At 70.3% G+C, this 13,545-nt stretch carries 12 protein-coding genes and 1 pseudogene; 11 read left to right on the forward strand and 2 right to left on the reverse strand.

Annotation, left to right across the window (positions count from 1 at the left end; translation table 11 throughout):
* Positions 1–77: 77 nt before the first annotated feature.
* Positions 78–1,151 carry a hypothetical protein gene (locus tag FGL15_RS10200; protein WP_138945939.1) on the reverse strand — a complete coding sequence of 358 codons (1,074 nt, stop codon included), beginning with the start codon at positions 1,149–1,151 and terminating at the stop codon, positions 78–80.
* A 228-nt stretch (positions 1,152–1,379) separates the two neighbouring features.
* Here FGL15_RS10200 and FGL15_RS10205 point away from each other — a divergent pair, with 228 nt between their 5' ends.
* From FGL15_RS10205 to FGL15_RS10220, 4 genes are all read left to right on the forward strand, one after another.
* A complete protein-coding gene (locus FGL15_RS10205) occupies positions 1,380–2,366 on the forward strand; it encodes a 3-oxoacyl-ACP synthase III (RefSeq protein WP_194718740.1) in 987 nt (328 codons plus the stop codon).
* Complete coding sequence (locus FGL15_RS10210; RefSeq protein ID WP_370281627.1) at positions 2,360–5,038, forward strand: alpha/beta fold hydrolase; 2,679 nt, start codon at positions 2,360–2,362, stop codon at positions 5,036–5,038. Before FGL15_RS10205 ends, FGL15_RS10210 begins: the two co-directional genes overlap by 7 nt.
* Positions 5,035–6,003, forward strand: a complete 969-nt coding sequence (locus FGL15_RS10215) for an NAD(P)-dependent oxidoreductase (protein WP_138945940.1) — start codon at positions 5,035–5,037, stop codon at positions 6,001–6,003. Before FGL15_RS10210 ends, FGL15_RS10215 begins: the two co-directional genes overlap by 4 nt.
* A gap of 413 nt (positions 6,004–6,416) precedes the next feature.
* Complete coding sequence (locus FGL15_RS10220; RefSeq protein WP_138945941.1) at positions 6,417–7,547, forward strand: epoxide hydrolase family protein; 1,131 nt, start codon at positions 6,417–6,419, stop codon at positions 7,545–7,547.
* 8 nt (positions 7,548–7,555) lie between these two features.
* On the opposite strand, the gene FGL15_RS10225 is transcribed toward FGL15_RS10220, so the two are convergent.
* Positions 7,556–8,002, reverse strand: coding sequence for a MarR family winged helix-turn-helix transcriptional regulator (locus tag FGL15_RS10225; protein ID WP_138945942.1), 447 nt, complete (start codon positions 8,000–8,002; stop codon positions 7,556–7,558).
* 63 nt (positions 8,003–8,065) lie between these two features.
* Between FGL15_RS10225 and FGL15_RS10230 the strand changes: the two genes are divergently transcribed.
* The 7 genes and pseudogenes from FGL15_RS10230 (at position 8,066) to FGL15_RS10255 (ending at position 13,543) form a co-directional block, all read left to right on the forward strand.
* Positions 8,066–8,434, forward strand: coding sequence for a VOC family protein (locus tag FGL15_RS10230; protein WP_138945943.1), 369 nt, complete (start codon positions 8,066–8,068; stop codon positions 8,432–8,434).
* 33 nt (positions 8,435–8,467) lie between these two features.
* Complete coding sequence (locus FGL15_RS10235) at positions 8,468–9,001, forward strand: hypothetical protein (RefSeq protein ID WP_138945944.1); 534 nt, start codon at positions 8,468–8,470, stop codon at positions 8,999–9,001.
* A 143-nt stretch (positions 9,002–9,144) separates the two neighbouring features.
* Entirely contained in the window at positions 9,145–10,191 is a 1,047-nt protein-coding gene (locus tag FGL15_RS10240) for an NAD(P)-dependent alcohol dehydrogenase (RefSeq protein ID WP_138945945.1), read from the forward strand.
* A 191-nt stretch (positions 10,192–10,382) separates the two neighbouring features.
* Positions 10,383–11,744: a type III glutamate--ammonia ligase gene (gene glnT / locus FGL15_RS10245; protein WP_138945946.1), complete on the forward strand. Its 1,362-nt coding sequence runs from the start codon at positions 10,383–10,385 to the stop codon at positions 11,742–11,744.
* 5 nt (positions 11,745–11,749) lie between these two features.
* Positions 11,750–12,190: pseudogene (locus FGL15_RS21505) on the forward strand (alpha/beta fold hydrolase); the annotation flags it as partial.
* A gap of 20 nt (positions 12,191–12,210) precedes the next feature.
* Entirely contained in the window at positions 12,211–12,747 is a 537-nt protein-coding gene (locus FGL15_RS20895; protein WP_240773498.1) for a hypothetical protein, read from the forward strand.
* 58 nt (positions 12,748–12,805) lie between these two features.
* Entirely contained in the window at positions 12,806–13,543 is a 738-nt protein-coding gene (locus FGL15_RS10255; RefSeq protein WP_138945947.1) for a TetR/AcrR family transcriptional regulator, read from the forward strand.
* The last annotated feature ends 2 nt before the right edge of the window (positions 13,544–13,545 follow it).

The following is a 13,545-nucleotide window of genomic DNA, read 5'->3' on the forward strand; positions in this document are numbered from 1 at the left end:
CAGGCTACTGCGGGGATGTGAACGCACGACAATGCCGATTCAGGGATCGCGGCTCCCACGGTCGGTCGGCTCCGGTGTCAGACGGCAGGGGCCTCGAGGCGGGCGAGGAGCACCGGACGAGGAGGCCGCGCCGTGCGGACGACGTCGAGCGCGGTCCGGCCGTCAGCGAGGACGACGGCCGGGTCGAGGCCAGGCGCGGCGAGGAGCACGTCGTACAGCGGTTCGAGTCGGTTCTCGGGGAAGTTGCCCTGCCCGGCGAGTGCGGTCAGCGGGACACCGTTCGCCGGTGACGACGCGTTGACGTCGGCACCCGCGGTGATGAGTGCGCCGAGCACCCGGGCGTCCTGTTCGGCGTCCCGCGCGCCGGAGCGGTCGAGCGCGAGGTGGAGGACGCTGTCGCCCTCGGCGGTGCGTAGGGCGACGTCGGCACCGTCGGCCAGCAGCTGCGGGACGAACGTGGAGCGGACGGTGAGGTCGGGATTGCGCAGGACGGCGTGGAGCAGGCTGTCGCCGTTCTCGTCGACCGCGGACGCGAGGCCTGGGGTGTAGACGGCTCGGAGCTCGTCGAGGTTCTGCCAGGTCGCCGTGCGGGTCACCGCCTCGGTGGCGGGGGCGAGTCCGGCCGCATCCAGATACGCCGTCACCAGGTCGAACAGCTGCGGCCGCCGGAAGCGACTCGAGCGGGCCCGGTCGAGCACCGAGTGCCCGTGCGGGTCGGGCGCGAGGAGCTCGAGGCCCGGCTGGTCGAAGAACGCACGGTAGTAGGGTTCGAGCTCCGCTTCGGACAGCTTCGGGTGGTCGACCTCCTCCACCGGGCGGCGCTGGTGTCGTCCGGCGGGCCGGTTCACGTCGGCACCGGCGGCGATGAGGCGACGGACGAGCGGAGGGTCGACCTCGGGGTCCCGGGCGCGCTGCGCCAGCAGGACGTGCAGCAGCGTGTACCCCTCGTCGAGGACGACCGTCGCATCCGCCCCGTCGTCAAGGAGCCGCCCGGCGATGAACGCGCGCGTCGCCGGATCCTGGTTGGACATCGCCTCGGCCAACAGCGGCAGCCCGGTCGAATCGGTGTACGAGGGCCAGGTCTCGGGGTCGTAGGCCGCCTCGAAGTCCTCGATGCTCGCACGCTTCAACCAGTAGGGCCGGACCACCATCGTGACATCCTCCGATCGAGCGGCACCGGCGGAATGGGCCGCGCCCACCAGCCTAGGCGGACGCCCCGCGCGCTGTCCGGCTGGACGCCCGCTGTCAACAACGGGGACACGATTCGTCCACGTTCAGGGTAGAGGAGTACCGTCAGACGCTGGCGGTCAAGACTGCCTGGTCAGAGGCACGGAGGAATCGTGACCGGAAACGCAACTACCCGATTCGACAATGTGGCCATGTTGTCGGTGGCGAGCACGCTGCCGTCCGCAGTGGTGACCTCGGTCGAGATCGAAGAGGGCCTCGCGGCCGCGATGAAACGCGCCCGCCTCCCGAAGGGCATCCTGCGACGCGTCGCCGGTGTGGTCGAGCGACGACACTGGGGACCCGGCGAGAACTCGGACGACGCCACGGTGTCGGCCGGTCGCCGTGCGCTCGCCGAGGCCGGCATCTCGCCGTCCCAGATCGGGCTCATGATCAACACCTCGGTGACGCGGCAGCACCTCGAGCCCTCCGTCGCCGTCCGCATCCACGACGGCCTCGGCCTGCCGAGCTCGGCCATCAACTTCGACATCGCCAACGCCTGTCTCGGCTTCGTGACCGGCATGACCATGGCGGCCGCGATGATCGAGTCCGGCCAGATCGAGTACGCGCTCATCGTCAACGGCGAGGACGCGAGCGAGGTGCACGCCAACACCATCGAGCGCCTCAGCGGCAGCACCATCGATCGCGACGACTTCATGAGCGAGTTCGCCTCCCTCACTCTCGGCTCCGGGGCCGCCGCCGCCGTCATCGGGCCGGCCGACCGTCACCCCGAGGGACACCGCATCCTCGGTGGCGTCACCCGCGCTGCGACGGAGTTCAACCACCTCTGCGTCGGCAGCGTCGACGGCATGTTCACCGATGCCCGAGCACTCCTCAAGGGCGGGCTCGACCTCGTCGTCTCCGCGTGGAAGGAGGCCGCCGGCGACTCGTGGCGGTGGTCGAAGATGGACCGCTACATCACCCACCAGGTGTCGTCCATCCATACGGACTCCATGGTGAAGGCCGCTTCGCTCGACCGCAGCCGCGTGCCGGTCACCTATCCCTACCTCGGCAACGTCGGACCGGCCTCCATCCCGATCACCCTCGCCGACCAGCAGTCGACGCTGAACAAGGGCGACCGCGTCCTCCTCATGGGCGTCGGCTCGGGGTTGAACACCGGCCTCATGGAACTCGCGTGGTAGCGGGCACGGTCGCCGCGAACGTCGGCCTGCGGACCATGGGCGTGCGCGCCGCGGGTCTGCCGGGCCTCCCCGCGCGGTACTCGCACCGCATCGACGTCCCCGGTCGCCTGGCCGACGACGGCGTGACGAGGAACTGGCACTACCTCGACACCGCCGACGCACTCAGCGAAGCCGGTGTCGAGCCGGTCGGCACCATCCTCGCCGTCCACGGCAACCCGACCTGGTCGTACCTCTGGCGCTCGCTCATCACCCGGTCCGTCGAGCAGGCCGACGCCGGCGGGACCGCCTGGCGCGTCGTCGCCGTCGACCAGCTCGAGATGGGCTGGTCGGAGCGCACCGAGGTCACCCGCACGCTCGAACAGCGGATCGCCGACCTCGCAGCCTTCTCCGACGCGCTCGGCCTCACCGGTCCCGTCGTCACCCTCGGTCACGACTGGGGCGGCGTCATCTCCCTCGGCTGGGCCACCGAGCACCCGGAGCTCCTCGTCGGTTCGATGCTGCTCAACACGGCCGTGCACCACCCGGAGGGCACCCCGATCCCCGCGCCCCTGCGGCTCGCCGGCGCTCGCGGCATGCTCGGCGCCGGCTCGGTGCAGACCACCGCCTTCCTCGACACGACACTGTCGCTCGCGTCGCCGCCGCTCGACCGCGACGTCCGCGATGCGTACCGCAGCCCGTACTCCGCGCCCGCGCGCCGTCGCGGCATCGGCGCGTTCGTCGCCGACATCCCGGCGACCCCGGAGCATGTCAGTTTCCCTCGCCTCGAGCGCCTCGCCGACGACGTCGCCCAGCTCCGCGTCCCGGCCCTCATGCTGTGGGGTCCGCGCGACCCGATCTTCAGCGACCGCTACCTCGCCGACCTCGCCGACCGCCTCCCGCACGCCGAGGTCCACCGCTTCGCCGGCGCGGGGCACCTCGTCATCGAGGACGCCCCGGTCGCGGAGTCGCTGCTCACCTGGCTCGACGACCGGCTGCCGCACGGTGCGCCGGTCGAAGTAGCTCCGCTGGAGTCCGCCGCCGCCACGACCGAGCAAGCCGGCTTCGAACCGCTCTGGCGGCGACTGGACGAGCGGCGCACCGACGACAGCGATGCGATCGTCGAACAGCGCGGTTCGGGTGCGGCCCGTCGCGTCAGCTGGCGGCAACTCGACGACCGCGTGACACGCCTGGCCGCCGGCCTGCACCGCATCGGTGTCCGGCGCGGCGACCGCGTCTCGCTGCTCGTCACGCCTGGCGCCACGCTCACAGCCGTGATCTACGCCTGCCTGCGCATCGGTGCGGTCGTGGTCGTCGCCGACGCCGGTCTCGGCGTCAAGGGCCTCCACCGTGCGGTCCGAGGCGCGTGGCCCGCGTACGTCATCGGCGAGACCAAGGGGCTCGCCGCCGCGCGTGCGCTTGGTTGGCCGGGCGTGAAGATCTCCGCGGCCCGCCTCCCCGGCGCGACCGCGGCGGCCCTCGGCGTCTCGTACAGCCTCAAGGACCTGCTCGACGCCCGTACGACGCCTGAGCTGCCCGGCGAACCCGGCCCGACCGACCTCGCGGCGATCCTGTACACCTCGGGATCCACCGGCCCGGCGAAGGGCGTGAAGTACACCCACGCTCAGCTGTCGTCGTTGCGCGACGTCCTCTCGGAGCACTTCGCGATCACCGCCGACTCGGGCCTCGTCACCGGGTTCGCGCCGTTCGCGCTGCTCGGCCCGGCGCTCGGAGCCCGTTCCTCGACGCCGGAGATGGACATCTCGGCGCCCCGGACGCTCACCGCCCGAGCGGTCGCTGCCGCCGTGGCCGAGACGGACGCCGACATCGTGTTCCTCTCGCCGGCCGCGATCCTGAACGTGGTCGCGACGGCCGACGCGCTCGACGGTGCGGATCGTCAGGCGCTCCAGGGCGTCAGGACCGTGCTCTCGACGGGCGCGCCCGTCAGCCGACAGCTCCTGACGGCACTCGTGGGCCTCCTGCCCAACGCGTCCGCGCACGCGGTGTACGGCATGACCGAGTGTCTGCTCGTCTCGGACATCACCCTCGACACGTTGCCCGACGAGGACACCGAGCACACGGGTGTGTGCGTCGGGACGCCCATCGGCGGTGTCGACGTGCGCATCAGCCCGCTCGACGAGGCCGGACGCGCCACGGGTACGCCGACGCAGGACGCGGATCGCCTCGGCGAGGTCATCATCTCGGCCGAGCACCTCAAGTCGCAGTACGACCGGCTCTGGCTGACCGACCGGGCCGCCGTCCGCAACGTCGCCGATGACGGACGCTGGCACCGCACCGGCGATGTCGGGCATCTCGACACCGATGGCCGCCTCTGGATCGAGGGCCGTCTGCCGCACGTGATCGCGACCCAGGACGGACCGATCGCTCCGGTCGGACCGGAGCAGGCGATCGAGACGGTGCCGCTCGTTCGCCGCGCCGCCCTCGTGGGCGTCGGCCCAGAGGGCCTCCGCCAGTGCGTCGCGATCGTCGAGACGACCACGGGCACGAAGCGGGTCCAGCTCGCCGAGGCCCAGCTCGCAGCGCAGGTGCGGGACGCCTCGACGCAGCCGCTCGTCGCGGTGTTCGTCGTACCCGAGCTGCCGACCGACATCCGCCACAACTCCAAGATCGACCGCACCCGCCTGTCGGTGTGGGCGGAAGGCATCCTGGCCGGTGAACGGCTGAGCGCCCCGTGACCGTCCTCGTCACCGGCGCGAGCGGCATGCTCGGCCGCGAGGTCGCCCTCGAGATGCTCCGCGGTGGACATCGCGTCCGGGTGTTGCAGCGTGGGCCGTCCGCGCTCACCGACGTCGAGGAGGTGCGGGGATCCATCACCGACGCAGCCGTCGTCGAGTCGGCGATGGACGGTGTCGACGCGGTCGTGCATCTGGCCGCGAAGGTCTCGTTGGCGGGTGATCCGGCGGAGTTCGAGCGGGTCAACGTCACCGGGGCCGAGGTCGTCCTCGACGCGGCCGAGACCGCGGGTGTCTCACGGTTCGTCCATATCTCCTCGCCGTCCGTCGCGCACGGTGGCTCGGCGCTCGTGGGTGTCGGTGCGGAACCGGCCGACCCGGACGCAGCACGCGGGGAGTACGCGCGGACGAAGGCGCAGGGCGAACTGCACGCCCTCGCGCGGGACCGTCGCGGCTTCGCGGTCGTCGTCGTGCGGCCGCACCTCGTCTGGGGTCCGGGCGACCCGCAGCTCGTCGAGCGCATCGTGGACCGCGCACGCCGCGGCCGGCTGCCGTTGCTCGACGACGGAACCGCCCTCATCGACAGCACGTACGTCGCGAACGCGGCGTCGGCCATCGCGGCGGCGCTCGAACACGCCGAGACGGCACACGGTCGTGCGTTCGTGGTGACGAACGGCGAGCCGCGTCCGGTCGGCGAGCTGCTCGCGGGCATCTGCCGTGCTGCTGGCGTGAAGCCGCCGACCTTCAGCGTCCCCGCCGGTGTCGCCCGAGCTGCCGGCGGACTCGTCGAGCGCCTGTGGAGCATCCGCCCCGGCGCCGATGAGCCGCCGATGACGCGCTTCCTCGCGGAACAGCTGTCGACCGCCCACTGGTTCGACCAGCGCCAGACCCGCGCGGCCTTGCACTGGACGCCGGCGGTCTCGATCGACGAGGGCCTCGAGCGCCTGGCTGCGCACTACCGGTCCTGATGCGAGACCGGCGGCGCATCCTGCGGGTGGTCGCCGGCGCATAGTCCCAGCCCCGCCGCCGCGCTCCAGGCACCCGAGTGCCGGCTCAAGCGGCGGCGGGGTCTGGGCCACACCCGGGCGAGGGAGCCCGGTAGGAACATCGTAGGTGCCGGGCCCGGCGCGCGTCGGCGGAACGCCCCGTCTGTTCGCAAGATGGATATCCGAACTGCCGTACATGGTCCCAGCCCCGCCGCGGCGATCCAGACATTCGGGTGCCGGCTCAAGCGGCGGCGGGGTCTGGGCCACGACCGGGGGAGGGAAGTCCCGGTACGGACGATGGTACGCGCCAGGCCGGGCGGTGTCATCAGTGGGTTGTGCAGCATCGCGCCCTCGTCTCGTGCTCCCTGTCGGACGTCTGCTCTAGCGTCGAGCGCATGCGTTCGTTCCGGATCCAGGTGCCCGATGCCGACCTCGAAGACCTGCAGCGGCGACTCGACGCGGTTCGCCTCCCCGCCGCGATCGGTGACGCCGGCGAGGAGAGCGCCCTCTCGCTCGACCGGTTGCGGTCGCTCGTCGACCACTGGCGGGACGGCTTCGACTGGCGGTGCATCGAACGCGAGCTTCAGGAGGTGCCGCAGTTCGAGGCGGAGGTCGACGGGCTGCGGCTGCATGTCGCGCGGCTACCGGCGCCGGACGGCGTCGCGGTGACGGTCCCGGTGATCGCGTTCCACGGTTGGCCGTACTCCTTCATCGAGATGCTGCCGCTGGCGAGGGAACTCGCAGGACGCACGGTCGACCTCGGCGACGGCCGGACACTCGGCTTCGAGGTCGTCGTCCCCTCGCTGCCCGGGTACGGGTTCTCGGCGCCCCTCGCGGACCGGCCGTTCACCGGCCCGGTGGTCGCCGAACTCATGCACGCACTCATGACCGAGGTGCTGGGGCACGCGAACTACCTCACCTACGGCGAGGACGTCGGGTCGACGACGAGCGACTGGCTCGCCGCGCTGTATCCGGCGTCGGTCATCGGCCAGTTCGCGACGCACGCCGCCTTCCCGTCGGCGTCCCGAGCGCGCGACCTCACCGCCGAGGAGCAGGACTGGCTCGATCGACACGACCAGGAGTGGGCTCGCGGTCTCGCCTATGCCCGTGTGCAGGCCACCAGGCCCGAGATCCTCGCGACGGCCCTGAACGATTCGCCCGTGGGCCTCGCCGCATGGATCGCGGAGAAGCTCCTCGCCTGGGCGGGCGACGGCAGCTGGTGGACCGACGACGAGCTGCTGACCACGGTCTCGCTGTACTGGTTCACGCAGACCATCGGATCATCGTTCCGGCCGTATCGCGACCACCCGAAGCAGCCCGAACTCCCGCTGATCGAGGTGCCTGTGGCCGTCGCCGTGCAGACGGGCGAACGCGGACTCCCGCGCTCCTACGCGGCAAGGGCCTACAGCGACATCCGGAGCTGGACGGAACTGGATCGCGGGGCGCACTTCACGGCCTGGCAGGTGCCGGTCACGGTTGCGGACCGGATCCAGGCGTTCGTGGAGACCCTGCCCATCACCGACTGACGGGCGCCTCAGCGCTCGTCGTCGCGAAGTGATCGGATCATGCTCCGCAGGACGACGAGTGCCTCCCGCTGCTGATCGGCGGTCAGGCCGCTCAGCATCCTGACCTCGACCGATCGCACGGCGGCGGTCGCCTGCGCGAGGTGCTCACGACCGAGCGGCGTGAGCCGGGTCGGCAGTGCCTTGCCGACGGGAGCCTGTTCGGGGCGGCTGACGAAGCCGTCGCGCTCGAGGGCCTGCAGGAGCACGTTCATCGACTGGCGGGTGACGAAGGCGCCGCGGGCCAGTTCTGAGTTCGACAGCCCAGGTCGCTGGGCGAGGAGTTCGAGGCAGGAGTAGTGCGTGATCGTCATGCCGAGTGGTCGCAGCACCGCCTCCATGGCTGAGCGGAGCGCACTCGACGCCTCCTTCAGGAGGTACCCCAGCGAGGTGTCCAGTTCGATCCCGTCTTGACTCATGTCAGTATTCTGACATAGGCTCAGTGTGTCAGATAACTGACACGACAGAAATGGACCCACATCATGCCCGTCACCGGACCGGACTTCATCTCCCTCCAGGTCACCGACCTCGACGCCTCGCAGGCCTTCTATGAGCAGTACCTCGGCCTCGTCCGCTCGCAGGCCGGCCCGCCGCATGCGGTCGTCTTCGAGACGACGCCGACCGCCTTCGCCCTGCGCGACATCGTCGCCGGAACCGATCTCGCCTCCGCGCCCCAGCCTGGGATCGGCGCGGCGATCTGGCTGCACGCCACGGACGTCCAGGAGATCCACGACGCCCTCGTCGCCGACGGCCACACGATCGTCTCGGCGCCGATCGACGGCCCGTTCGGTCGCACCTTCACCTTCGCCGACCCCGACGGCTACCAGCTGACCCTCCACGACCGCGCCTGAGCTGTCCAGTGCCCGACGCGTCAGAATGGACGGATGCGACGATCAAGAGTGCACGTGATGGGTGCGAGTGGCAGTGGCGTGACGACGCTCGGGCGGGCGCTCGCCGACCACTGGTCCGTCCCGCACGCCGACACCGACGACTACTTCTGGGTACCGACGGACCCGCCCTACGTGACCAAGCGTTCGGACGCGGAGCGGGTGCGGCTCATGCGCGAGCTGTTCGTGCCGCGCGAGGCGTGGGTCCTGTCGGGCTCGATGCCCGGCTGGGGCGACGAGATCGTCGCCGAGTGCGACGCGATCGCCTTCGTGACCCTGGACCCGGTGGAACGACTGCGGCGTCTGGAGGCCCGAGAGATCGAGCGGCGGGCCGGCGAACCGCATGATGACCGTGCGTGGCGGGAGTTTCGCGAGTGGGCGAGCGGCTACGACGACCCTGCGTTCGACGGCCGGAGTCGGGCGTCGCACGAGGCCTGGCTCGCGACGCTGCCGCAACCGGTCCTCCAGGTCGACAGCGGGCTGTCTCGTGCCGAGGTCCTCGAGGTCGTCCTGGCCTGGGAGCGACGCTGACGAGTGTCGGTGCCAGAGCGCTGTCAACGGGGTGCCGGCCGCCGGATCGAGGCGCATACTGGAACCCTCAGACTTATCTGACACACGTCGCTTAGTGAGCGACTGCGGCGTGCGGTTCCGACGCTCGAGGAGGATGTCTCACCATGAAGGCACTGCGGTACACGAAGATCGGCTCGGCCCCCGAGGTCGTCGAGATCGAGAAGCCGACACCGGGGCCGGGTGAGATCCTGCTGAAGGTCACCGCCGCCGGTGTCTGCCACTCCGACGACTACGTCATGAGCCTCCCCGAGGAGGACTACCTCGCGCAGCAGTACCCGCTGCCGCTCACGCTCGGACACGAGGGTGCCGGCGTCATCGAGTCGTTCGGTGAGGGTGTCGAGACGGGCCTGCAGATCGGCGACGCGGTCGCCGTCTACGGGCCGTGGGGCTGTGGTCACTGCCTGAACTGCTCGCAGGGCAAGGAGAACTACTGCACGAACGCCGTCGCCGAGGGGATCCGTCCTCCCGGACTCGGCAGCCAGGGCTCGATGGCCGAGTGCATGATCGTCGACGACGTGCGTCACCTTGTGCCGATCGGCGACCTCGACCCCGTGAAGAACGTGTCCCTCACCGATGCCGGCCTCACGCCGTACCACGCGATCAAGCGCAGCCTGCCGAAGCTCGGAGCCGGCACCTTCGCGGTCGTCATCGGATCCGGTGGTCTCGGTCACGTCGGCATTCAGATGCTCAAGGCGCTCTCCGGTGCCACGGTCATCGTGCTCGATGTCAACGACGAGAAGCTGGAGCTGGCGAAGCACGTCGGCGCCGACGTCACCCTCATCAGCGACGAGTCGGCCGCGGGCAAGATCCGCGAGCTGACCGGCGGGGTCGGTGTCGACGCGGTGTTCGACTTCGTCGGTGCCAACCCGACGATCGCCACGGCCACCGCGGTCGCCGCCATGGAGGCCGATGTGACGATCGTCGGCATCGGCGGCGGTTCGGCCACCATCGGCTTCGGCTCGATCGCCTACGACGCCGCCGTCCGGGTGCCGTACTGGGGTTCGCGGAGCGAGCTCATCGAGGTCTTCGAGCTCGCGAAGGCGGGCAAGGTCGACGTCGAGGTGCAGCCGTACTCGCTCGACGACGCCCCGAAGGCCTACGAGGACCTGCACGCGGGCACGATCCGCGGTCGCGCGGTCATCGTCCCGTAACGACGACTCCCGGAACCGGCGTCCGTCGCACTCGCGGCGGACGCCGGTTCGGCGTTCCAGCGCACCTCGGCGCCAGGTTCACACCCCGGAAACATTTTCGACACTGCATCGAAACTCCACACCCGCATACTTTCAATACAGTATCGAAATGAGTCGCGGCGAGGGCAGCGACGCTACCGGAGGAGCATCCCATGACCGTCGTCGAGACCGTTACCACCGTGGAGTCCGTCCGCGCCCGACTGCAGGAGGCCGGCGTCAAGTACGCGATGGCGAGCTTCGTGGACATGCACGGCAGCATCAAGACCAAGTTCGTCCCGCTGTCGCACCTCGAGCGCATGGCCGGGGGATCGGAGCTCTTCACTGGGGCTGCGCTCGACGGTCTCCCGCAGGCGATCAGCGATGAGGAGCTCTCCGCTCGCCCCGACCTCGACAGCGCCGTGCAGTTGCCGTGGCGGAAGGACGTCGCCTTCTTCGCGAGCGACCTCTACACGAAGGGCGAGCCGTTCGAGGCGGCGTCGCGCAACATCCTCAAGCGCCAGCTCGATGCGGCGGCCGAGATGGGCTTCACCTTCAACCTCGGGATCGAGACCGAGTTCTTCGTCCTGAAGGACACCCCGGAGGGTGTGACCGAGGTCAGCGACCGCGACGACCTCGCGAAGCCCTGCTACACGGCGACCGCGGCGCTCGACAACCTCGATTGGCTCACCGAGCTGGTCGAGGCGATGACCGAGATGGGCTGGGGCGTGTACTCGTTCGACCACGAGGACGCCCCGGGGCAGTTCGAGATCGACTTCAACTACTCCGACGCGCTCACCATGGCCGACCGCGCCGTGTTCTTCCGCCTCATGGCCAACGAGATCGTCCGCAAGCACGGCTACTTCGCGACCTTCATGCCGAAGCCCTTCGCTGACCGCAGCGGCTCGGGTGCGCACTTCAACATGTCGCTCGCCGACATCGAGACCGGCGAGAACCTGTTCGAGACCGACGACGACCCGCGTGGTTGCGGCATCTCGGAGCTCGGCTACAAGTTCATCGCCGGTGTCCTCAAGCACGCGCCGGCGCTCTCGGCGGTCATCGCGCCGACGGTCAACAGCTACAAGCGGCTCGTACGTCAGGGCAGCATGTCGGGTTCCACCTGGGCTCCGGTCTTCGTGAGTTACGGCAACAACAACCGGACGAACATGCTGCGCGTGCCGCTCCAGGGCGGGCGCGTGGAGTGCCGGGCGGCCGACATCAGCTGCAACCCGTACCTCGGGGCGGCACTCATCCTCGCCGCAGGCCTCGAGGGCATCCGTGAGGACCTCGACCCGGGAGCGCCGCACACCGAGAACATGTACGACTACACCGAGGCGCAGGTCGCGCAGCTCGGCATCGGCATGCTGCCGCGCAGCCTCGGCGAAGCGGTCGATGAGTTCGCGACCGACTCGTTGTCGCGCTCGGTGTTCGGTGACGCGATGTATGACGCGTTCATCGACTACAAGCGCCAGGAGTGGAACGAGTACCAGGCGCACGTGTCGGACTGGGAGACCGCCCGCTACCTGAAGTTCTTCTGATCCCGATGCACCAGGTCCTCGACCTCGGGAGGTTCGCGCTGGAGTCCGGCGCGGACCTCCCGGAGGCGCGGCTCGCGTACACGACGCAGGGCGCGCTGAACGCCGACGGCGACAACGCCGTCCTGCTTCCGAGCTACTACACCGGGACGCACGGGAGCTACGAGCCGTGGATAGGGCCGGGCCGGGCGCTCGACCCGACCCGCTGGTTCATCGTCTCGGTCAACCTGTTCGGCAACGGCGTCTCGACGTCACCGTCGAACGCGGCTGAGGAGGCGCGGGGTGCAGCGTTCCCCGAAGTCTCGATCGGCGACGATGTCCGTGCGCAACGGCAGCTCGCCGAACACCTCGGTGTCCGTCGCTGGCGGCTGATCGCCGGCTGGTCGATGGGCGCGCTGCAGGCCTACGAGTGGGCGGTGCGGTACCCGGAGCTCGTCGCGGCTTTCCTCCCCGTCGCCGGTGCCGCGCGGTGTTCGCCCCACAACGCTGTCTTCCTGGCTGGCGTCGAGGCGGCGCTCCGGGCGGATCCAGCCTTCGACGGCGGCCGCTACACGACACCGCCGCGGGCCGGACTCCGTGCATTCGGAACGGTGTACGCGGGTGGGCCTACTCGCAGGCGTTCTTCCGCGACGGCACCTACCGAGAGCTCGGGTACGCCGACGTCGCCGACCTCCTCGAGGACTGGGCGGCCGACCACGAGCGGTGGGACGCGAACGACCTGCTCGCGATGCTGCGCACCTGGCAGCGGGCGGATCCCGGGCGAGCGGTCGAGGGCGGTTTGGCCGCGGCGCTCGGCGGCGTGCGCGCGCGGAGCATCGTCATGCCGTCGTCGACCGACCTCTACTTCACCGTCGAGGACAACGTCCTGGAGTCGGCGATGATGCCTCGGAGCGAGGTGCGGGTCATCGAGTCCGACCTCGGCCATGTGGCGGGGCGGCCTGGCGTGCGTGCGGCCGAGACGGCCGTGATCGAGGCGGCCATGCGGGAGCTGCTGGGCGAGAGCTGAGCTGCCGTGCCCGCCCGTAGGATTGGCGGAGGTGTCCGCGAGCAGGGAGTGGTGATCGATGGCCAGCCGCACAGGAGCATCGCCCGGTCGCCCTCGCGCGAGTGGGATCGCCGCAGAGGATCCTCGTGAGGAGATCATCCAGGTCGCGACCAGGTTGTTCGCGGAGCGCGGGTACGAGCGCACGAGCATGACGATGCTGGCCGAGGCGTGCGGGATGAAGCAGTCCTCGCTGTACTACTGGTTCGCGAACAAGCGCGAGGTGCTGCGGGCGACCGCCGCCTCGAACCGCCAGTCGGTCGGCGCTGCGGAGGCCCTCGGTCCGATCGAGGCTGACGTTCCCGCGAAGCTCTACCGCGTCCTCTACGAGGACGGCGTCGCGATCTGCGAGGCGCCCTTCGACTACAACGAGATCGAGCGGCTCGCGGCGGAGCATCCCGACGACCTCGCGTCGTTCTGGGACGACTACCGCACGCTGTTCACCTTCATCGCCGGGCTCATCCGCGATGGGGTGGAGCAGGGATCCTTCGTCCTCGGCGGCAGCGAGACGCCGGAGTGGGCGGCAGCGGCCGCACTGCACGCCAACGAGGGCATGCAGAAGGCCTACCGCTATGGCTCCGGCGACATCGCCGCGCAGTACCCGCTGGTCGAGGCCGCCGAGGGTTCGAGCGAGACGGACCGCATCAGGGCCTTCGCGCGGCGCACCGCCTCCGCCACCCTCCACAGCCTGTTGGTCGACCGCGCTGCGCTCGCCGACGTCGAGCGGGCTGCCCTCGCGCTCGACCTCGCCGGGGAGTGAGC

The organism is Plantibacter sp. M259 (assembly GCF_006065115.1).
GTDB classification, from domain to species: domain Bacteria; phylum Actinomycetota; class Actinomycetes; order Actinomycetales; family Microbacteriaceae; genus Plantibacter; species Plantibacter auratus.

Coding starts and splice junctions, on each gene's coding strand:
- FGL15_RS10200 (WP_138945939.1), bottom strand. CDS start 1,151: ATGGTGGTCCGGCCCTACTGGTTGAAGCGTGCGAGCATCGAGGACTTC.
- FGL15_RS10205 (WP_194718740.1), top strand. CDS start 1,380: ATGTTGTCGGTGGCGAGCACGCTGCCGTCCGCAGTGGTGACCTCGGTC.
- FGL15_RS10220 (WP_138945941.1), top strand. CDS start 6,417: ATGCGTTCGTTCCGGATCCAGGTGCCCGATGCCGACCTCGAAGACCTG.
- FGL15_RS10225 (WP_138945942.1), bottom strand. CDS start 8,002: ATGAGTCAAGACGGGATCGAACTGGACACCTCGCTGGGGTACCTCCTG.
- FGL15_RS10230 (WP_138945943.1), top strand. CDS start 8,066: ATGCCCGTCACCGGACCGGACTTCATCTCCCTCCAGGTCACCGACCTC.
- FGL15_RS10235 (WP_138945944.1), top strand. CDS start 8,468: ATGCGACGATCAAGAGTGCACGTGATGGGTGCGAGTGGCAGTGGCGTG.
- FGL15_RS10240 (WP_138945945.1), top strand. CDS start 9,145: ATGAAGGCACTGCGGTACACGAAGATCGGCTCGGCCCCCGAGGTCGTC.
- glnT (WP_138945946.1), top strand. CDS start 10,383: ATGACCGTCGTCGAGACCGTTACCACCGTGGAGTCCGTCCGCGCCCGA.
- FGL15_RS10255 (WP_138945947.1), top strand. CDS start 12,806: ATGGCCAGCCGCACAGGAGCATCGCCCGGTCGCCCTCGCGCGAGTGGG.